20 protein-coding genes are annotated in these 21,208 nt (G+C 19.8%); 7 read left to right on the forward strand and 13 right to left on the reverse strand.

Going from position 1 to position 21,208, the window contains the following annotated elements:
- Nucleotides 1-167 precede the first annotated feature (167 nt).
- The 3 genes from T403_RS0101315 to T403_RS0101325 all read right to left on the reverse strand — a co-directional run bounded on the left by T403_RS0101315 (nt 168) and on the right by T403_RS0101325 (nt 3,845).
- A complete protein-coding gene (locus tag T403_RS0101315) occupies nt 168-1,805 on the reverse strand; it encodes an ABC transporter permease subunit (protein WP_156933531.1) in 1,638 nt (545 codons plus the stop codon).
- A 125-nt stretch (nt 1,806-1,930) separates the two neighbouring features.
- Nucleotides 1,931-3,109 carry an ABC transporter thiamine pyrophosphate-binding lipoprotein p37/Cypl gene (gene cypl, locus T403_RS0101320; RefSeq protein ID WP_033161016.1) on the reverse strand — a complete coding sequence of 393 codons (1,179 nt, stop codon included), beginning with the start codon at nt 3,107-3,109 and terminating at the stop codon, nt 1,931-1,933.
- Nucleotides 3,102-3,845 (reverse strand): ATP-binding cassette domain-containing protein, encoded by a 744-nt coding sequence (locus T403_RS0101325; protein WP_033161017.1) that lies wholly within the window; start codon nt 3,843-3,845, stop codon nt 3,102-3,104. The genes cypl and T403_RS0101325 overlap by 8 nt, the downstream gene beginning before the upstream one ends.
- 290 nt (nt 3,846-4,135) lie before the next feature.
- Here T403_RS0101325 and T403_RS0101330 point away from each other — a divergent pair, with 290 nt between their 5' ends.
- Both T403_RS0101330 and T403_RS0101335 read left to right on the forward strand, forming a co-directional pair.
- Nucleotides 4,136-7,717 (forward strand): hypothetical protein, encoded by a 3,582-nt coding sequence (locus T403_RS0101330; RefSeq protein WP_033161018.1) that lies wholly within the window; start codon nt 4,136-4,138, stop codon nt 7,715-7,717.
- Nucleotides 7,718-7,914: 197 nt separating this feature from the next.
- Nucleotides 7,915-9,282: a dihydrolipoyl dehydrogenase gene (locus tag T403_RS0101335; protein ID WP_033161019.1), complete on the forward strand. Its 1,368-nt coding sequence runs from the start codon at nt 7,915-7,917 to the stop codon at nt 9,280-9,282.
- 797 nt (nt 9,283-10,079) lie between these two features.
- Here the strand turns inward: T403_RS0101335 and T403_RS0101345 are convergent.
- The 5 genes from T403_RS0101345 to T403_RS0101365 form a co-directional block, all read right to left on the reverse strand.
- A complete protein-coding gene (locus T403_RS0101345) occupies nt 10,080-10,373 on the reverse strand; it encodes a hypothetical protein (RefSeq protein WP_169734595.1) in 294 nt (97 codons plus the stop codon).
- Between the two features lie 353 nt (nt 10,374-10,726).
- The gene (locus T403_RS0101350) at nt 10,727-11,110 is read right to left on the reverse strand and encodes a hypothetical protein (protein ID WP_033161022.1); all 384 of its coding nucleotides are present in this window, start codon (nt 11,108-11,110) and stop codon (nt 10,727-10,729) included.
- Nucleotides 11,103-11,429, reverse strand: coding sequence for a trypsin-like peptidase domain-containing protein (locus T403_RS0101355; protein ID WP_033161023.1), 327 nt, complete (start codon nt 11,427-11,429; stop codon nt 11,103-11,105). Before T403_RS0101355 ends, T403_RS0101350 begins: the two co-directional genes overlap by 8 nt.
- A 78-nt stretch (nt 11,430-11,507) precedes the next feature.
- Nucleotides 11,508-11,768: a hypothetical protein gene (locus tag T403_RS0101360; RefSeq protein WP_156933532.1), complete on the reverse strand. Its 261-nt coding sequence runs from the start codon at nt 11,766-11,768 to the stop codon at nt 11,508-11,510.
- The gene (locus tag T403_RS0101365) at nt 11,752-12,543 is read right to left on the reverse strand and encodes a hypothetical protein (protein ID WP_033161025.1); all 792 of its coding nucleotides are present in this window, start codon (nt 12,541-12,543) and stop codon (nt 11,752-11,754) included. Before T403_RS0101365 ends, T403_RS0101360 begins: the two co-directional genes overlap by 17 nt.
- 10 nt (nt 12,544-12,553) lie before the next feature.
- On the opposite strand from T403_RS0101365, the gene T403_RS04410 reads away from it, so the two are divergent.
- The 5 genes from T403_RS04410 to T403_RS04225 all read left to right on the forward strand — a co-directional run bounded on the left by T403_RS04410 (nt 12,554) and on the right by T403_RS04225 (nt 15,961).
- Complete coding sequence (locus T403_RS04410) at nt 12,554-12,703, forward strand: hypothetical protein (RefSeq protein ID WP_156933533.1); 150 nt, start codon at nt 12,554-12,556, stop codon at nt 12,701-12,703.
- Nucleotides 12,704-13,325: 622 nt separating this feature from the next.
- Nucleotides 13,326-14,138, forward strand: coding sequence for a hypothetical protein (locus T403_RS0101370; protein WP_033161026.1), 813 nt, complete (start codon nt 13,326-13,328; stop codon nt 14,136-14,138).
- A 454-nt stretch (nt 14,139-14,592) separates the two neighbouring features.
- A complete protein-coding gene (locus T403_RS0101380; RefSeq protein ID WP_033161028.1) occupies nt 14,593-15,018 on the forward strand; it encodes a hypothetical protein in 426 nt (141 codons plus the stop codon).
- A gap of 202 nt (nt 15,019-15,220) precedes the next feature.
- Complete coding sequence (locus T403_RS04220) at nt 15,221-15,505, forward strand: helix-turn-helix domain-containing protein (RefSeq protein ID WP_051619043.1); 285 nt, start codon at nt 15,221-15,223, stop codon at nt 15,503-15,505.
- A gap of 105 nt (nt 15,506-15,610) precedes the next feature.
- Nucleotides 15,611-15,961 carry a hypothetical protein gene (locus T403_RS04225; RefSeq protein WP_051619045.1) on the forward strand — a complete coding sequence of 117 codons (351 nt, stop codon included), beginning with the start codon at nt 15,611-15,613 and terminating at the stop codon, nt 15,959-15,961.
- Here T403_RS04225 and T403_RS0101390 read toward each other — a convergent pair.
- From T403_RS0101390 to T403_RS0101415, 5 genes are all read right to left on the reverse strand, one after another.
- Entirely contained in the window at nt 15,904-18,477 is a 2,574-nt protein-coding gene (locus T403_RS0101390; protein ID WP_033161029.1) for a hypothetical protein, read from the reverse strand. The two genes, T403_RS04225 and T403_RS0101390, sit on opposite strands and share 58 nt — an antisense overlap.
- Nucleotides 18,478-19,704: 1,227 nt before the next feature.
- Nucleotides 19,705-20,181, reverse strand: a complete 477-nt coding sequence (locus T403_RS0101400) for a hypothetical protein (RefSeq protein ID WP_033161031.1) — start codon at nt 20,179-20,181, stop codon at nt 19,705-19,707.
- Between the two features lie 86 nt (nt 20,182-20,267).
- Entirely contained in the window at nt 20,268-20,456 is a 189-nt protein-coding gene (locus tag T403_RS0101405) for a hypothetical protein (RefSeq protein ID WP_033161032.1), read from the reverse strand.
- Entirely contained in the window at nt 20,443-20,898 is a 456-nt protein-coding gene (locus tag T403_RS0101410; protein WP_033161033.1) for a hypothetical protein, read from the reverse strand. The genes T403_RS0101405 and T403_RS0101410 overlap by 14 nt, the downstream gene beginning before the upstream one ends.
- A complete protein-coding gene (locus T403_RS0101415; protein WP_033161034.1) occupies nt 20,840-21,181 on the reverse strand; it encodes a hypothetical protein in 342 nt (113 codons plus the stop codon). The genes T403_RS0101410 and T403_RS0101415 overlap by 59 nt, the downstream gene beginning before the upstream one ends.
- Between the last annotated feature and the right edge of the window lie 27 nt (nt 21,182-21,208).

The raw sequence follows: 21,208 nt of genomic DNA on the forward strand, positions 1-21,208 counted from the left end.
AAAAAATGGGAAATTCATGATTCATTAATTGAAAAAGTAGATATAGAAAAATATAAAAATAGAATTTCTCTAATTTTAAATGAAAAATAATTATTATTTTTAACTCGTTTTTAAAAAGTGAGTTTTTTTATTTAAAAAAAAATAAAAAAACAACCAAAAGGTTGTTTCTAAAATTTTAACTTAGCTAAAAAATTATTTTTTAATTTTATTTTTTTTACTTTGTTTTTCTTTAATTTTATTGAAATATATTCAAGAGAAATAAAAAATATAATTATCGGTAATAAATAATTTGATAAAACTGAAAACTGTTCTCTTTCTGTATAAATCTGTATTTGACTACCTAAATTTATTCCGCTAGAAAATACCCCATAAACAATTACACTTCTAGAAATATTTTCATATAAAAATAATATTTGAATAATTAATTCTTTTTTAATAAATGGAATTATAAAAATAAAAATTATTTTAAAATATGAATATCCTTGTTTTTTTAAATTATCATAAAAAATGATATCTATTTTATCCACCATAGTAGAAACTATTTTTGAAAAAGAAAAAGAATTTAAAAATATCGTTAATAAAAAAATTGTAGTAAATGAATCGAATCAATAAATATCAAAAATAAAAAACAAGACAATGAAAGGAATTATTCTCACTATTAGTGAAAAAATTTTAAGTATTAAACTTTGAAATTTATTGTTAATTTTTTGAGATTGAAAAATTCCTAAAAAAAGTCCAAAAATACTTACATAAATTGTAATTATAAAAGATTGTCAAATTACTTTAAATAATAAAGGTAATGGCGAAATTTGATTGAAGCTGAAAATTGTTTTAAAATTTATTTGCATTAATCTACTAAAAAAATTAGTAAATAGAAATATTTTGGAATAATTTTTTTCAAGATCTAAAATGGATCAAATAAAAATAGCTAATGTAATAATAAATAAAAACAATATTAATAAAAAACGAAAATTATATTTCAATGAATTAATTTTTGTTTTATTTGAAAAACTATATTTTTTTTCAAACAAAAAATGATTAATTAAAAAAGAAAAAATTTCGTTTATTATTAAAAAACTCATAAAAACAGTTAAAGGTATAGTTATTTCAGAAATTGAATTATTTATATCTGAACTAATTGGAATATATATGAGTGCTCCTATACCTGAAATTCCAAGTGATCCTAAAAGAGAAATTCATCTAAAATTACTTTCTAAGCTATAAAAATATAGTGAAAATATTCTTGATTTTATTTTTAATAAAATTTCATTATAAAAAGCTTTATATTTATTATTACCTAATTTTAAGCTTAAATAATAACTTTCCAAATTATAATTATTTATAATATCAGATAAATATTTATGTATTCATAATCATGTAAATCAAAAATAAATTCAAAATAACGCTTCATTTGGATCGAAAATTTTTTTTAAAATAGTTGCAAAAATTATAACTGGCAATGCTCTTAAAAAAATTATTAAAAAGCGAAATATCTTAGAAAATCAATTATTATGTATTTTTTCAGAAGAAAAAAAAGAAGTTAAAACAGCTAATGAAAAACCTAAAAAAGTCGCACCAATAGTTATTTTAAAAGAATTAAATAAAATTTCTAATGAATAAATTAATAAATTATCTCTCGAAAAAAAACTACTTTTATTTTTATATTTAAAAATTTCTTTTAAAAAATATATAAATCTTTGATTAGAATGATAATTAACATTATTTTTAGAAAAACTAAAGTATGTTAAAACAAAAATTAGAATTAATAAAATAAAAAGCCATAAAAAATAAAAGTTTTTATTCAAAATTTTTATTTCTTTATTTTTAGTATTAAATCTTCAAAAAATTATTTTATTAATCTTTTTGCTAAATTTGTAAAAATAAAATTTCTTTTTTTTATGCATATATTTAATATTTTTAGTTAAATAAATTAAAAATTAACTTTATTTAATTGTTTTAACTTAGGAAAATCATCAATTTTTTTATAACCATTATAACCGCTTTTTTTACCATAATCATCTTTATTAGATTTTGATAATTTAATTAAAGTATCTAAAAATAATAATCTTGTTTTTTCATTAACTGAATTGTTAAAAATTATAATATCGTAAGAAATTGGGTTTGTTAGAGCTAATATTTCCATCTTAGTATTTGGAGCTAATTTAAATGCTGAAACTTCTTTTTCTTTATCTTTCGGAAATGTTCATGCAAATGAATACATATCATCTATAAAAATTTGTTTTTTATTTTTATCTGTGTAATATGTATAAGTTTCTTGTCCTGAGCCTTGAGTAATTAAATTTTTATCTAATTTTTCAATTGGGGATTGATCACTAAGTCCAAAATGATCTTTAAATAATTTGTTAGCAGCTAATCATGTGGCTTGTTTATTTTTTTTACCATGAACAATTCCAAAAGAAGAAAATTTTTCTCAATTTTTATCATCTCAAGCTTTTCTAATCATATTTAATTCATTTTCTGTTCCTACAATCGTTATCATTCCAGAATATCAATTAGTTAATTTATTATCTTTATCATAAAAAATTTCAAATTTAGACCCATCTCATTTTTGATCATTTTTATTTCAAGAACTAAAAGGTGTTTTTCTAAAATATTCATTTATTTCGTTATCTTTACCAATGTTAAAATTTTCTGGATTTGACTTATAATTTCCTTTTTCTAAAAAACTAAGTGTATGATTTTTAAAAGCTCTTGTTAAAGTTTCAGCGTAAGGTATTACAATATTTTGATCAATGTATTGTGTATCATTAATAACATCTTTTATATTTACTATTGCAGCGTTCACTTTATTGACTGCAACATTTTGAAATGATGAACTTTTTTCATCCTGTGATACAATCTCCAATTTTGGAATAATTGCTCCTTGGTATTTTTCGCTATTACTATTGAATAATTCTTGTGCAGTTTCATTAAATAATTTTTCATATTCTTGAATTGCATTATCATCTGATTTAGAAACAAAATATTTAGTTGAAATATTGAATCTAACAGTAGCTTTATCTTCCGCTGAACATGAATAAGAAATAACAATTGGAGTTAATAAAAGTGAACTTAAAAAGATTTTTTTTAAAAAATTTTTTTTAATCATAAATTTCCTTAATTTTTTTTATATCAAATTGCTTTATATCGATGTCGAGCACTATTTTTCCTTTTTTAAATGCTATTATACGGGTAAAAAATTTATCACTAATTAATGATAAATCATGTGTATTTACTAAAGTTATTGCTTTTTGTGTTATAGATAAATTTTTAAGTGATTTTAAAACGCTATTAGATGTTTTAAAATCTAAACCAGTAGTTGGCTCGTCCGCCAAAATTATCATTGAGTTTTTTATTAATAATTTAGCAATTTCAACCCTTTGTTGTTGTCCGCCTGATAAATTTTCAACAGGTGTAAAAATATATTGAGAAATTTCAAATTTCTTTAAAATATCTACAATAAAATCAAAATCTTTTTTTGTGATAATATTAAAAAATTTAAAAAATTTATTTGCTTGCAGAGAATAAAATTTTTTAATATTTTTAAAAACATCTTCATCATAAAGTAAATTAGGTTTTTGATTTAAAAAACCAATACTTTGTTTGTAATTTTTCATTTGATTTTTAGTAAAATGTTGATATTTTTTACCATTAAAAAAAATATCCCCTTTTACAATTTTTAAATCATTAATTAATAAATTAAAAAAACTTGTTTTTCCAGATCCTGATAAACCTAAAATTGCAATAAATTCATTTTCTTTAATTTCTAAATTAAGATCAAATAAAAGATTTTGATTATCTTTTTTTGACTTAGCGCTTACATTTTTAATAACAATTTTTTTCATAATTTTTTTAATAAATAAAAACACTCCTTTGACAGGGGGAGTGTTTTTGTAATTTTGTAACTTGTATTCTAGCATTATCTAGACACTATAAGAGTATAATCTCAGCCTAAAGTATTAAGCACCCCTGTCAAATTAATTATATATTAAAATTCATTATTTAACTAAAAAATAGTTAAGTTTTTTAAATTGAAAAGAGCAAAAATATAGTTTTAATATAAAAAATTTGAAATATATTAAAAAAAATATATTTATTTTTTATGAAATTTTATAAAAAACTTTAAAATGTTAGCATGAAAAAGAAAAATAAAACAAAATTACTAAGTTTTTTAGTATTAGGTGTTTCTGGAACTGTTTTAGCTTCCGCAATTTCGCTTAATATTAAAACAAATGATTTAAATATTATTAAAAATAAAAATGAAAGTTTAAAAATAGATAAAAATAAACCTAGTGTTTATATTGTTAGAAATAATCAAGAAAAAGCTTTTGAAACATTGGATGAAGCAATAAAAAGTGCTAATGATAATGAAGTTATTTTTTTAAATAAAAATATAAAATTAAAAAATACTATTAACATTGATAAAAACATTACAATTAGTGCTAAATCAGTTATTAATATCACAAGAGAGCAAGCTGATAATAGTTTTGATATGTTTAATATTAAAGAAAATAAACAATTAAATTTTAATATTGATAATTTACAAACATCTAAAATTTATATAAATGGACAAAATATCGAATTAAATGGTAGTGCTGTTTTTATAAATGTTGAAAAAGGTGGGAAATTAACAGCTTCTAAAGGTGTTTTATTCGCAAATGCAAAAGCATTAAAATCAAACTCTGGAGTTTTTAAAAATAAAGGACATATTGTTTTAAATGGTTCTGAAATTGCTAATAATATAGCATCTTCTTCAACAATCATTGAAAATTTTGAAAATGCTATTTTTGAGATTAATGGTTCAAAAATTCACAACAATATTGCTTTAGATAAAAATTTAATATCAAATAAAGGAATAATACATTTCAATAGCGGAAATATTACTAATAATAATGCATACAAAGCCTCATTTATAAATAATTTAAATGATGGAAAATTTTATTTTAATGACGGAGAATTTTTAAAAAATAAAGCAAATAATGATATATTATTTGAAAATGAAAATAAATCTCAATTGATTTTAGGTGAGAATGCTACTTTTAAATTTTATGATGCAAATAAAATTGTTTTAAAAAATATTTCCACTATAAAAATTAAAGGTTCCCTATCTAAATTTTTAAATAATAATATTCCTGATAAAGCTATTGATATTTTATTAAAAGGACCGGAACATAGATTTTGAAATACACAAAATGTTATTTATTTTGAAAATTTTAATAATGAAAAAGAAAAAATATTTGATTTTTTTGTTCTTAAAAATTTAGAACAAACAAAAACATTACCCTTATTTTTTGATAAATCATCAAATAGCTATAGAATGTGAAAAGATGCAAATTTATTTTCTGAATTTTATAAATATTATTTAAAAACTTTTCAAACACTTTATGAATCTGATGAATTTGAAACAATCGATGATTGAAATGAAAAAGTTTTTGAGCAATATTTTGATAAACAAAGCATTTTTTTAAGATTATTAACAAGTAAAATAACTCAATATTCTAATTCTAATCATGATAGAAATTGACTTAAATTTTTAGATTTTGAAAGTGTTTTTGATTTATTTCAAGATAATGATCAAATAAATAAATTTATTGATGAATTAATTAAAAAGATAAATCAAAATGGTGATAACGAAATTTTAGAATTTGCTTATTTAAATAGTAAAGAATTTAAAAATTCAATTCAACATTATCAATTAAATGAACAACATAGTTTAACACCTATTAGCATTTTATTAAAAAATCATGAAGTTTCAAGAATAGGTAATGCACTATTTAATCACATTGACCAATATCCTTATTACAATAATACAAATTTAGATATTTCAAATCAAAATTTTATTAATCAGGCAAAAAGATATTTAAAAAGAACTGAAGTAGAAAAATTACTTTATGGACAAAAAACAAGTTATAAAATTGATAATGATATTAATTTAGCATATAGCAAACCAGAAAATTGAAAAAATCAGCCAAATAATTTAACTCAAAACACAAAAGTAGAAGCGAAGGGAATATTTGTTCAATCAAGTTCTTCAATAGTTGAATATGAAAGTTTAGAGCAAGCAATTAAAAATGCTAATGATAACGACGTTATTTGAATTAATGAAAATATTGAGTTAGAAAATACTATTATTATTAATAAAAAATTAAATTTCAAATCTTTTTATAAAATTAATATCTCCAAAAAAAGAACTAATCAAGAATTTAACATGTTTGAAATTTTTGATAATGGTGATTTAACTGTTTCAATTGATGATTTAAATAATCAAAGCATTACATTTAATGGAATGGGCGTTGAAAATAATAATGCATTAATCTTTTTAATCAAAACTAAAGGAAAATTAGAAACAAAAAAAGGTGTCTATTTTGTTGGTTCAAGAGCAAAAAATTCATATTTTAGTGTTTTTAGAAATTATGGACATTTAGTTGTTGATGGATCGATAATTTCTGATAATTCTTCAGCATCAGCATCAGTTTTAAGAAATGAAAAAGGAGCTAAATTTGAATTTAAAGATGGTCTTATTTCAAACAATTTTGCTTCAAAAAATGTTTCAATAATTTACTCTGAAGGTGATATATCCATTTCAGGTGGAACAATTGTTAATAACAATGCTGATGGAGAAGGGCTTATTTGAGTAGCAAAAAATGCCACTTTTACTTTTAGTGGTGGAAAAATATTATCTAATAAAAATGCTGATTCAAACGCGATTCATTTATTCGAAAATGCTAAATTAATATTGAGTAATGATGCTTATATATCACAAAATTTTGGTCAACATATAGCTTTAAATAATAATTCTATTGTTGAAATTAAAAATAAATTAAATCATCATTTTAAAGCAGGCGTATATGATTTAAATATTTTGTTAAACGATTTTGAATGAGCTAAAGATGTTATAAAATTAGGAGATACTAAATTAGCAGAATCAGTTGCAGATCATATAAAAGTTATAGATGGAAAAGAATTAAAATTAATTTTATTAGAACCAAAAAAATTTGAACCATTTTTAAGAACTATTAGCGAACCTATGTATCAAGAACTTAAAAATGTAGTTAATTTAAATTATGAAAAAATTAGTGGTTATATTGAAAACAATCAAAAAAATGACTTAATAAACTTTATTAAAAAACTTAATGGTTTAGTAAGTGATGAATTTATAATTTCTCAATTAATTAAACATAATCCTAAGAATCTTGTTGTTTATGATCAAGGAATTAGCTCTTTAATTAAAACATCTAATAAAACAATTGAAGATTTTGCAAATGATTTATGAACTTTAAGTGAAAGAGCATTTATTTTCGCCGGACTTGCAACAGGGATGACTATCGGTTGAGGAGTTACAGCCTTTTTCACAGGAGGTTCAACAACAGTATCAGCTGTTGCATCTGGTATTCAAGCAGTAACCTTATTTACAAGAGCTGGAATTATTAGAAACCAATATAATCAACTCGTTAACTCTTCTGAGTGAGAAAAAGTAAAAAATATATCTTATCAAACTTTAAAATCAAAAGGTTTAGATGGTATTAATATTGGTTCTAAAGCATCATCATTATTACATAAAATAGTTGCTATTTATAGAGCTATTAAAATTGCTAATAATTTAATATCAACAATTTCAACAACAACATCATGAGCAGCACCAGGAACAAATTTTCTTTTAACTATGTTCGATTTAGTAATTTCAACAGCTTCATTTATGGACGGAATAGCATATTAAAAAAATAAATAATAAAAAAAATTAATTTTTAGTGCAATCTATTTAAAATTTAAATAGAGGCACTTTTTTATATAAAAAAAATCGCTTTTAAAAATAAAAGGAATAAATTTAATTTATATAAAAAATAATTTTTTTTATTATTCTGTAATTTTTTTATAAAAATTAAATTATAATTTTTTTATAAAAAAGGAGTAAAAATGGAAAAATATGATGTTGTTATTCTGGGAGCCGGACCTGGAGGTTATACTTTAGCAAATATTTTAGCTGTAAATGGAAAAAAAGTTTTAATTATTGAAAAAGATAAATTAGGTGGAACATGCGTAAATTATGGTTGTATCCCTACAAAAACATTATTAAACAAAATGAGTTTTTTAAATGAATTAAAAAAAGAACAATTAATTAATAAAAATGAAATTGAAGGATTTTATGCAAAATTAAAAAAACAAATGAGACAAAATAGTCAAATTTTGCAAAATAATATAAAAAATTTACTTAATAATTCAAATATAAAAGTTTTAAATGGTTATGGAGAAGTTTTAGACTCTAATACTATAAGCGTTAATAATCAAAAAATTATTTTTGATAAATTGATAATAGCTACAGGTTCATATTCAAGAGAATTAAATATCGAAAATTCAAATTTAATGAAAAGTAAAAAAATATTACTAACTTCTAATGATATTTTAAAATTAAAAACAATCCCAAAATCTATAACCATTATTGGTGCTGGTGCTATTAGTTTGGAATTTGCTTATTTTTTTAATTCATTAAATACTAGGGTAACAATTTTAGAAGCTGGAAGAAATATATTTGCTAATTTTTCACCAGATATTGCAAATTATTTAAAAAAATGATTAATTCAAAATAAAATTAATTTTTATGATAATGTAAAATTAGAAAAATTTGAAAATAATAATTTAATTTTTAAAATTAATGATGAAATTAAAAAAATTAAAACAGAAAAATACTTTGCAGCTATTGGAAGAATACCAAATTTAAATGGTTTAGAAAAATTAAAATTAGAACTAAATGTTAATAATTCAATTAAAGTTGATGCTAAAATGAAAACATCAATAAATAATATTTATGCTATAGGTGATGTAAATGGTTTATCTGGACTTACTTCTGGTGCTTATAAACAAGGGGATATTGTTGCTAAAGAATTATTAAATTTTGAAAAAAATGAAGAATTTAATTCTTTATTTGTTCCTTCAACTATTTATATAAATCCTGAAATTTCATTTATTGGTATGTCAGAAAATTATTTACAAAAAAATAATATTGAATATATAAAATTACAAATACCGTCTAATAAATTGCCTAGAACATATATTGAAAAATCTTCTTTAGAAAGTTTTATGGAAATTTATATTGACAAAAATAATTTTAAAATTTTAGGTTCTACAATAATTTTAAAAAATTCATCATTATTAATTAATATTATTACTCAATTTATTAAAGATAATAAAACAATTTATGATTTACAAGAAATAGCTTATACTCACCCAACATTTGCTGAAGCATTTTATTACTTAGCAAGAAACTTTATTTTTAGAAAAAAATAATTAATAAAAAAAATAAATCTCAAAATTTTAAATAAAAATATGTGAGATTTATTTTTTTTATTTTGTTTTATCTTTTAGGGTTGTTGTTTCCACGATAAGCGCCTGAAGGATTCCCAGTTTTAGATGGTCAACCAGCTCCGCGTGGATTGTTTTGAGGAGTATTACCTCTTTTACCATTCATATTATCCCTCCTTTCATTTTTATTATTTAAATTATATATATATATATATATATATAATCAAAGTAAATTTTTAAAAAAACGAAAAATTAAAAAAGAAATATTAAAAATAATTTTATTTAGCATTATTCGGGCCTATAATATTTAAAATTAAACGACGGAACTACAATTACAACCGAGAAATTATAATTGATGATGATAAAATTTTTAAGTGTTTTTCTTTTTATTTTTATATTTTAATTTTCGAATTTTTTTATAATATTTTATTATGGAAATAAAAAAACATTATAAATAATAAATATTTTTTTTCAACAGTTTTAAAACCTTTTATTTTATAATTTAATAATATTTTTAGACAAAAAAACTTATTCGTTTTTTGGGTATTTTTTTAACAAAATGTTTTTTTAAAAATTTAATTTCTTTTATCAGAAAATCAAACATTTTTTTTCTATATTCCACCGAAAATAAAAAAATAAAATTTATATCATATATAAATTTAAATTCTAAATTTCAATAACACCTTGTATTAACAACAAGTAAAATTTGATTTGTTGTTCCATAAGTTAAAAAATTCTTTAAATTTTTATCTAATTTTTTATTTATTGCAAAAATATCTTGACTATCTTTTTTTTGCTTCTTTTTCTACAAAATATAATTTGTTATATCAATAATTATATTTATTCAAATCATTTTTTATTTCTTTTGCTTGTTGCATATTATAAAATATCTTTTTTTGTTTTTCTTCAAATTCAAAATCTAAATCAAAATTTTCATTGTTTATAGCAAAAAATTTTAAATATTTTAAATTTTTATATCTAAATGAATTTTCGTATTTATTTTTAAAGATATAATAATCATATATTCTTTTGTATAACAAATTTTCCATCTTATGATAACTATAATCTAGTATCATCCCTCTTTTTTTAATCAAGCTATGTTTTTATAATTATAATGACATTTAGGATAATCATAATTTTGTCATGGTCCATTTCATATAGTATTAAAAAAATATTTTTCAAAAAAATCTAAAAAACTTACTTGTTTATATTTTTTTTCATCTAAAAAAGATTTTTTTAATAAATTATTTATATTTTTTAATTTCTTCTTAACACTATTTATTTTTCATATTTCATTAACACCTGTATTAGTTATTTTAAAAATAATTTCTTCTATTTTTTCTAAATTATTTTTAGCTTCTAAACTATTTTTACCATAAACAAAAGCGCAATAAGCAGAAGGGATAAAATCAAAAAATACTTGATTTTTTTATTTATTATTTTGAACAAAAAATAATGTTTGATATGGACCTTTTTGAATATTTACTTCATGCATAAAATAATCATTAATTGTTCCTTCTTTTAAAGAAAAATATTGCATTTTACTACTATCAAAATTAAAATATTCATTTTTTAAAATATAAACTTCAGAATTCAACATAAAATCTGGATTAAATTTTTTTAATCTTTGGATTACGTTAGAATTAAAATATTTACCTGTTTTAAATTTTTTTGGTTTTCCATTAAAGTTTTCTTTTAATGAAAAATTCATTCAAAATTCATCAACATTGATAAAATGATAATCAATTTTTTTAAAACCTGTTTTTTTTAAATTATTAACAATTTTTTCATAATTATTATTACTTTTAAACATTATTTTCCTCAATAAATTTTATTATTTCACTAATTGCAATTGCGTAAAAAAATGAATTATTTTCACTATTAGATCTAAAAGTTGTTATACCAATAATTTCACCTTGATTATTAAAAATAGGTGAACCGCTATTGCCGCTTGATGCACCGCTATAAATCTTTATGTAATTTGTTTTTATATTATTTTTTGTTAAATGATTAAAAGATGAAATTATCCCATTAGTTAGACTTAATCCATTTCCTTGTGAATTACCTATTGAATAAATATTTTCACCTATTTTGGGAACAAAATTTTTTTTTATTAAAACTTTTTGTTTCAATATCTTTATTATCGATTTCTAAAATTGCTAAATCTAAAAAATTAGACACTTTAACAAGTTTTGCACTAATAAATTCATCTAAATTTGAGTTTTAATTAAAATTTTGAAATTTTCTTCATTATTTTCAATTAAATGCTTGTTTGTCGATAATTTGTCATTTATAAAAGTAGCTGTACCTTTTTTTAATACTCTTCCATTTTCGCTTAAAATATTTAATTCCACAATATTTTGAAAATATTCTTCAAAATCTATTGTATTTTTCTGTTCAGAACAAGAAACAAAACTTAATGGTGTTATAAAACTAATTGTTCAAAAAAAAATTTTAACCTTTTTTAACATTTTTAAAAGAACCATATAATATATGTGCGTTTTTTTTGTGTTTTATCTTATAACTGTTAGGATTTGCATTTGTATTAGGTTCTAAATACCTTTGAACATGATAATGACTAAATTGTCAATTTCCATTATGTGCATCATGACCTATTACTGTTCAAGTTTTTAAGTGTGGATTAGTAGCTAATAGATTTAATATAAGCGCCCCTCTATCAGCTACATCTTTTGCATTAATTTGAATTTTAGTATAAATATCAAATAAATTAAAATTTTCAATAAAATCAGTAAAAATGCTAAAAAGGACTAAAGCATTATATGGTTGTAATTTTTCACCACCAAATTTTTCTTTCCCATTTGAATTAGTTCATATTTTATTTTTTTTATATTGCGAAGCTACTAAAACAGAAATTGTTGTATTTTTACCTATAGGTATTTTTCAAAATAATTTAGTATCATTAACAACACTTGCTAAATAATATTCATTTTCATTAATATCTTTATCAGTTGTTTTACTTATTTCTACTTCTTTTGAATAAACTATTTTTTTTGATAATTCATTTCATTTATCGAGTAATTTACCTTTATCTTTTACAGTTTCATAAATATCTTTTAAATTTTTATCTAAATTTTGTTCAATATCATTTTGTATTTTTTTTGTTACTGAAATTATGTTTTTTTTATTTGCGTTATTGGCATTATTATAGGAAATATTATTTTTAGAAATAGTTTCGTTAATTTTTGGAATTAAAGCATTAGTAGCCCAAACAGCGCCGACTGTCACTATTGCTCCAATGATGAATTTAGCTAAAAATCCAATCTCTACAGGTGCTAAAAATAAAAATAAATTTTCATTATCTAAAACATCAAAATCTAATGAATTATATATTTGATTTTCCTTAATTCTAAAAATAAATGCAACACTTTATAATAAAAAACAATAAAATTAGATTTTTTTATTTGCTTTTAATTTTTGTAAAAATTTATGAAATTATTTTTAAATAGTATTATAATCGAAATGTGTTGCTAATTTACTTTATTTTTAAATTTTCACACACAAAACTTTAAAAATTTTGTATTTTAAATAAGGAAAAAGCAATTTAAAATTTTTTATATCTATTTAAATTCAAATTCATTTTAATGACAAAAATTTTATTTTAAAATATTTGTGAATTAAAACATTAATTTTAGTTTTTTTATTTATCTGTTTATAAAAAAATTTAAATGAAATATTTTAACTCAAGATAAATTTGCTATTTAATTGAATCAAAAAAATCTATGAGTTTAGCAAAGTTTTCAAAATTGAAAAATTCAATTTATCATAATTTAAATCCAACAAAATTATTTTAGAAGCTTTTTTTTGATAATATTAAAATTTAATTTTGTTTATATAAATTAAATATATTTATTTTTAAACATTATAAATATTACTTTTAATTAAAAAATACAAAGTTTTTTATATATATTATAGCATAATTTATATAAATTGTAAAATTGATGTTGAATTAAATAATAATAGATTCGTTTCTTTTCATAGCAAAATAAAATAATAATCAAGGAGTAAACATGTTAAAATTACTAAATATTATACTTAATATAGGCGCTGTTACTGTTTCCAATAATTTAATCGATCCTTATTTATTTGAAGAAAAAACAATTGAAACTTTTTTTAAAAAATATAATCATGAAGATCGAAAAAAATTAAAAATTCAATACGTAACAACAATTAACGAATTAAATAATCTCAATCATAAAGATTTGAATTTAATTTTTAAAGAATTATTTACAATAAAAACGGATTTTTTCCATAACGAAGAAACTAAAAAACATTTTTTTGATTTATATCTAAAAATAGATAGAATATATCCAAAATTTTTAAGTGAAGTAAAATATGATTTACCTAAAATTAGAGGGAAAAGATCTATATTAACATCTAATCACCATGAAATTATTAAAAAATGAATCAACTTAATAAAAGACAAAAAAGAACAATATAATAATTATAACGGAGTAAAAATCGGATTAGGTATTGGGGGTGTGGGGGCAAGAGTATCACAAGCATTACCATTTCCATTTAATTTTATTGCTTTAGGAGTTACAGCTGTTACTACAGCAATATATATAGGAGCTCATCAAGGGACAATAGATTCTAATTACTATTATTATGATAATATTTTAACTCAATTAAATAATATTTACGATGAAGTACTTATTTCGAATAATAAATCTAACGAAAAATATTTCATTAATAAATTGAAAGAAATTGCTGATGAAGTAAATAAATACAACAATAATTTATTAAATAAAAGACTTTTGGATATTATTGAAGATGAAAAGAATATAAAAAACAACTATTTTGCAAATTATAAAGGTTATTAATTATTATGGCTGATATTCAAATAGAAAAAATAAAAAAATATATCGATTTCCAAAATTTAGGGAATAAATATTTTTATTTTTTTGATAAAATTATAACCGTTATAGATTCAATACTAATTTTTATTTTATTAATTTTTTTAAAAAGCAAAAATATAACCCCAATTATAATAATTTCTAGTTTTTTATTAATTGTAATATTATTTTATTTATTTTTTGTATTCATTAGAATTATTAATACAAATTACTATATTAAAATAATAAAAAATAAAGGAATTATTTCGTTAGAAGAAATAAAAAAAAAAGTGAATTTATAAAAAATGATTATTTTTTTTAATTTTAATAAATAAAAAAATAGATATTTTAGAACCTGAAGTTTTTAATTATTACAATACTAAAAAAAAATATTTATCAAAATACCACAAATACATCAATAAATTTGATAATTAATTATATTATGAGAAAAATAGAAAAATTTAAAAATTTTAAATACAAAGGTTATAAATTATTAATCATTTTATTATTTCCTTTATTTTTATATTTATTAATTACTTTTATTTTATGTCTTTATTTATATTTGAATATTTTAGATTATCCTTTTTTAAACTTTTTTATAAAAAATATTTGATTATTTTTTTGCATTCCGTTAGCAATATTTTTAGCAAGAATTTTCACTTATGTTAGTTTTTTTGTTCACTTGAATTATTTTTCAAAAATAATTAAAGAAAAAGGAATCATAACTATGAATGATGTTGCTGAAAAATTTCATTCAAAAAAATTATTAAATATACTATTGCGAATTAGCATAAATCTTGATGTTATAGATTCAGATATATATCTTTTTTATGAATCAAATGATTCGTTTTGAAATAAAGTCAAATAATTTATATTGTAGTTAACTTCAAGTATTAAAATCTCAGTTATTCAAAAACCTTAATTCTAAAAGTAAATGCAACACTTTATAATAAAAAAATAATAAAATTATAAAGATGTGCATTTTTTCTTTCCCTTTTAAAAAATTCACTTATTTAATTAAATTTTTAAAAAAGGGAAAGAAAAACCCCCCCCCTGAAGGAGAGGTTTTTATGGAAAAAAATATAAATAATTTTTTTCACTTGAATCAGCAAAATAGATTAATAATTGAAAAACTTTTACTTAATAAATGATCTCATCGTAGAATCGCTAAAAAATTAGGTGTAAGCATTCAACAATTAGTCGAGAAATTAAAAGAAATTCTGATAATAATTTCAATTATTCTGCTAAATTCGCAATTTACCAAAATACTTATAGACAAAAAATTAAATTTTACAAACGATTTAATGATATGAAAAAATATAAAGAATTTAATCTTTTGTTTAAAAAAAATATAATAAAAGATTTTTTGGTATTAAAGAGACTTACAATTAAATTAAAAAAAATTATTCTATTAAAATGCCTGCTATTTCAACTATATTTAATTGAATAAAAACAAAAAAATGAATAATAAACCTAGACAACGCTTACATTTATATTATAAAAAAGGTGGAAAAAGATCAAAAAATTTTGTTCAAAGATTAGTTAAAGCAAAATATGTAAAATCAATCTGAGCAAGGCTAAAAATTATTGATTCTAGGGAAGGAATTGGACATTGAGAGCTTGATTTAGTAATTGGAAAAAAAGATAAAAATTCGGATAATTTGCTAACTTTTGTTGAAAGAGTTTTGAGGTTTTCTATAATTATTAAAGTTTCTAGTAAAAAACCGCATTATATTAATAAAATATTAAAACCTTATTTAGTATTATTTGGACCTACAATATTTGAAATTAAACTTTTATTTAGTCTATAATCAAAAGCAACAACATGATATTCAGCATCTAAATGAGCAGGATTAAAAAAACTAAATTCATTTTTTCTTGTAAATCCTAATAATTGATTATTTCTATATATTTCATATGCTATTGTAGACTTTTCATAATCTTTCATATCAATTTTTATTTTTGTAAAAGGACCATCTTTTATATATTCAATACTTGGTTTTGTATTGCTAGAAAATGTTTTAATTCCACTCGCTTCAAGCAAATCACTTTTTAATGAATAATATTCAATTGGTATTTCTAATTTTGGATACTTACTAGCAAATTCTTTTAATTTTAAAGGTGCATTGTTATTACCAAAACGTTCTAAAATTTCAACGAAATTATAACCACTAACTAAAGTTAAAAAATAAGCTATTCTTCACTCTTTATAAATTATAATATTTGTTTTTATTTCTACTTCTTTAGGTTCTTTGGTTTTTTCATCTTTTACTATTGTTTTGTATTTAACTTTATCTTTAATTAATTGACCTTCATTATTTTTTGAAATTTCATCCAATAAATTTGAATCATATTTTCTTTCTCTAATTGTTCTAGTTATAGCGCCATAAAGACCAAATTTATTAACTGTTTCACTGAATTGTTTATTGTATTGTTTAAATTTTTCAAAATCATAATTATCATAATTATGATATTTAAAATAATTCATAACTAAATATCAAGTATAAAATCTTGCGCCTTCATTTTTGATATTATCAAAAAAATCAATTATTGTAGCTTTAGGATTTAATTTTTTTATTTGAAGTTTTTCTTCAAAATTCTCAAAACTAGCGACTGCTGGGTGAATATGTTTTTTTACTAATTCACTAAAATCTATTGTTTTCCCCTCTTCGTTTGTTTTCCATAATGAAAGTTTATTATTTTTTATTTTATCAATTCAAAGTTGCATTCTTCCTTCAATTGAAAATAAATTATTAGTAATTTCAGGAACTGTTATAATTTCATTATCGATTGTATGACCAAATTCATGCACTGAACTTCAAGTATATAAAATTTCATCATCTCCTGTTAAAAAAGGAAATATACCTCCTCTATTTCACAAGTTAAAAAATCTTTTAGTTGCAAAAAAATTACTTCCAACAATACCAGCATAATTTTCACCTGAAGTTAAAAATACTTTAGTTCTTACAATTCCATTAGCTTCGTCATTAAAATCAATAGTTTCATAACCATCATAAAATCTAATAAATTTTAATCATTTATGTAATTTTTTTGAAAATGTTTCAATATACTCAAATGCTTTTTCTTTATTTGTAATGCCAACATGATCAAAAGTATTTGCGATAATTGTTGAACCTGTTGCAATTTGAAAAGAACCTTGATCTTCATAATTAAATTCTAAAATTGACATATTTGCAAAATTGGATTGTTTATTATATTTTTTTAAATCTTGAACATAATTTCAGAATTTTTCTTTGTAATCTTTATCATTATCATCAAAAATATAATATGGATGTTTAGCTAAAATATTGTTTCAATTAGGCTCGGCTTCAAAATTAATATTAACAGGCTCATTAGTTTCATTAATTATATAAACCATCATTTCATATGGCTCACTTGTTGTGTCAATCTCAATTTCATTTCTTCCAGATTGTAAATTTTTTAACTTATTGCCTCCAAATCACAATTCAGCAGGATGATTGTTCTTTGTTTTATAAACATTACTAAAAGCTAAATGTAAATTTTTTTCTTTTATATTATCGCCTTGAACATCCAAAATAAGTTTACCTTTTATTCCCGCTTTTAAATAATATCCGCTAATTCCAGTGCTTCAATATTCTCAGTGTTGAATACTACGTTTATTTTCTGCTCCAGCACTAGTAATACCAGGAACATAAACTTTACCATTTTCAGCTCTTGTAACATTATTTTTAATAATAAAATTAATATTTTGATTCTCAACATTTATTTCATTAGAATTAATATTAATTGCTATAACTTTATGATTTGTATTTCTTTCTAAAATTTGTTTTTCAAAAATAAAATTTAAAAAGTTTTTTTCATTTTTACCAATATTTTTTATATTTAATATTTCATTATTTTTTGTATTTTTGACTTTTAATGTAATTTGATCATTCAATTCAATAACATTATTAGTTGAAAATTCCAATCCTATAAGTTGATTATTTTTTTCTATGTTTTTTTCATATTTAAAAAGATATACTTTATTCTGATTATCTTTTATTTTATCAATTAAAGGAAACTCATCACTTATTTCTTTATTTAAAGGAGGGGATACGGTTTCATTTTCTTTATTAGAATCGTTGTTTTTATTATCTTTATCTTTATTTATCAAATCATCATCTTTAGATGAAGTAGGAGGTAATTTTTTATCTTTGTCTTGAAATAGATTTGGTGGAAGAGGTGTATCTATTTTATCAATATTTTCATTTTTGTTTTTAATTATAATAATAGGTGTTGCTATTGTAACTGAAGAAACTATAAATAATGATGATAAAATTATAAGCATTTTTCTTTTAGTTTTCATGTTTTCCTCTATATATAATTTTTAAATTAACTCATTAATAAAAGATAAGAAAAATTATATATGAAAAAAAAAAAAAAAAAGAAGAAGAAAACGCATTTCATTTATTCTTTAAATTTGCTGATATTAATTTGAGAAATTCTTCATTTTGTTGTTGGAATTTAAATAAAAATTCCATCGATTCTAAAAATTTTAGTTCAATATTTTTAAACTCAATTTCGTATTTTTTTTCATATGGAAAGAAAAATATATATTTATTATCTATATAGAAATAAAACAATTAACATCTTTCAGATTAAAGCGTCAAATTTTTATTTTATTATCTACTTTTTTTTGGATATATATGATTAATAAGATTAAAACGTTTTTTTGCCTCTGATATGTAAAAAACAATTACATTATATTTTTTAAAAAAATTAATTAAATTATTGCTTATTTTTTATAGTAAGGAAAATATTTGTCATATTCTTTTTTATTTTTTATAATCATTTGTTTTTGTTTAATAATATCATCAATTGTTTTATGAGAAATAAAACCTTCTTTTTTCTTAATTAATTTTATTTTTCTTTCATTAGTTAAACAATTATATTTAAAGTCGTAAAATTTTTTATAAAATATGACTCAAATGTCATAATGTGTAGAAATTATTAGTTATTCTTTATGATTTAATTCATTAATTTGATTTTTATTTAGAAAAAAATTTTTGTTGTTTTCTTTTCTATATCAATCTAAAAGATCTTTTATGTTTCGATCTACTGGGAATAAAATTTTATTATCAGAGGATTTTAACGATTATTTTAGTATTTTTTTAATTATATAAGAGCAACTAGTTAAAGATTAAGGCATTATTAAACTTAAAAACACAGTAGAAAAATAAAGTATTTTTTAGTTTGAATTTTAACATACCTTAGACTTTAAAAATATTGTTTATTAAATTTTAAAAATATTTAACCATTTATTGTTTTAATTAAATTAAAAAACATACAAAATAATTATTATATTAATTATTTAAATAAATTAAAAAATTAAAAAACTATTAAATTAATGTTATTTTTTAATTTTTTAAAATAAAATATTAATATAAATCAAAGTAATTAAAAAAAACAAAAAAACTTAAAAATTTTTTAGATTTTCTTTAAAAAAAACAAAATGTTTTTTTAAAATTTAATTTCTTCTATCAAAAAATTAAGCATTTTTGTTTTATATTTTATTGAAAATAATATATTTTTTTTAAGAATTTTTATTCTCTTCATTAATTTTATATAAATATTCTATTGATTCTAATGTTTTAAGTTTATTATTTTTAAATTCAATTTCATACTTCTTTTCATAAGGAAAAAAATAAATATAATTAAAATCTATATAATCTTTAGCAAGATATTTTACGTTAACATCTTCTAAATTAAAGCGTCAAATTTCTATTTTATTATCTATTTTTTTAGGATAAATATGATTAATATAATTAAAGAATAAATCTGCATCAGATAAGTGAAATGTAACTAAATTATATTTTTCAAAAAAATCAGTCAAATTATTATCCAAATTATAATTAGGAAAATATTTATCGTATTCTTTTTTATTTTTTATGATTATTTGCCCTTGATTAATAATATCACTAACTGTTTCGTGAGAAATAAAATCTTGTTTTTTATTAATTAATTCATTTTTTTCTTCATTAGTTAACAAATAATATTTAGGGCCGTGCATTCTTTCATTTGTTATGTTTCATCTATCATAATGTTTTGAAATTATTTTTTTAGCTTTACTATTTAATTCATCAATTTGTTTTTCATTTAAAAAAAGTTTTTATTATTTTCTTTTTTATATTTTTTTAATAAATTCCTAATATTTTGAATACTCTCATCTATATTATTATCTTTAATTCCAATTAAATATGAACAACTAGTTAAAGATGAAATACTTGCTAAACTTAAAATAAACACAACATAACAAAATATTTTTTTAAGTTTAATTTTTAACATAGGTTACCGCCAAAACATCATTTATTGAATTTTCAAAAATATTTGAATACTTTTTAATTCTTATTCTATATTTTCCAGTTTCATTGATATTATAATCAATCACTTCAACATTACTATTTATAACGTTAATATTTTTAACTACTTCTCATGAATAGCCATTTCATTTTTCAAAATATAAATCAAAATCTGTAAAAAATTTATTATTTTGTCTTTTTTCCATTTCACCTTTTTTTAATCATTCTTCGTTATTGTGTTCAGTTTGTCATTTTATTTCACCTGGAGTATTTGCTAGTATTCTAGCAGCAATTGCAAGTGGATTTAAAAAATCTCATCAGTTATAATTATGAATAGGTCTATTTTCTTTATCTCTTAAAATTCCACCATTATTCATTCAAATTAATAAAATCATTGTTTTTGTTTGTGAAAAACTTTTTATTTTCATTTATTGTTTCAAAATCTTTTACTTCATAATTTAATAATAATTTAACTTCATTTATATTAATAATTTCATTATTATTTGTTTTATCATCAACATTTAATTGTGAGTATCTTATAACTTTTCTTTCAATTATTTTTTTATCTTTTAACTCATTATTAACTAAAATGTTTTTTTCTAATTTGATATTCTCGTTAGCTTTAATATCTCCTTTAGCACTAAATATAAATGCTGTTGTTGTAAAACCTAAAAATAATGATAAAAATTTAAAAATCTTTTTTCTTTTCATGGTTACTTTTAAATATTTTTTTATTAT

The sequence above is a fragment of the Mycoplasma collis ATCC 35278 genome (assembly GCF_000701825.1).
GTDB lineage: Bacteria > Bacillota_I > Bacilli_A > Mycoplasmatales > Metamycoplasmataceae > Mesomycoplasma_A > Mesomycoplasma_A collis.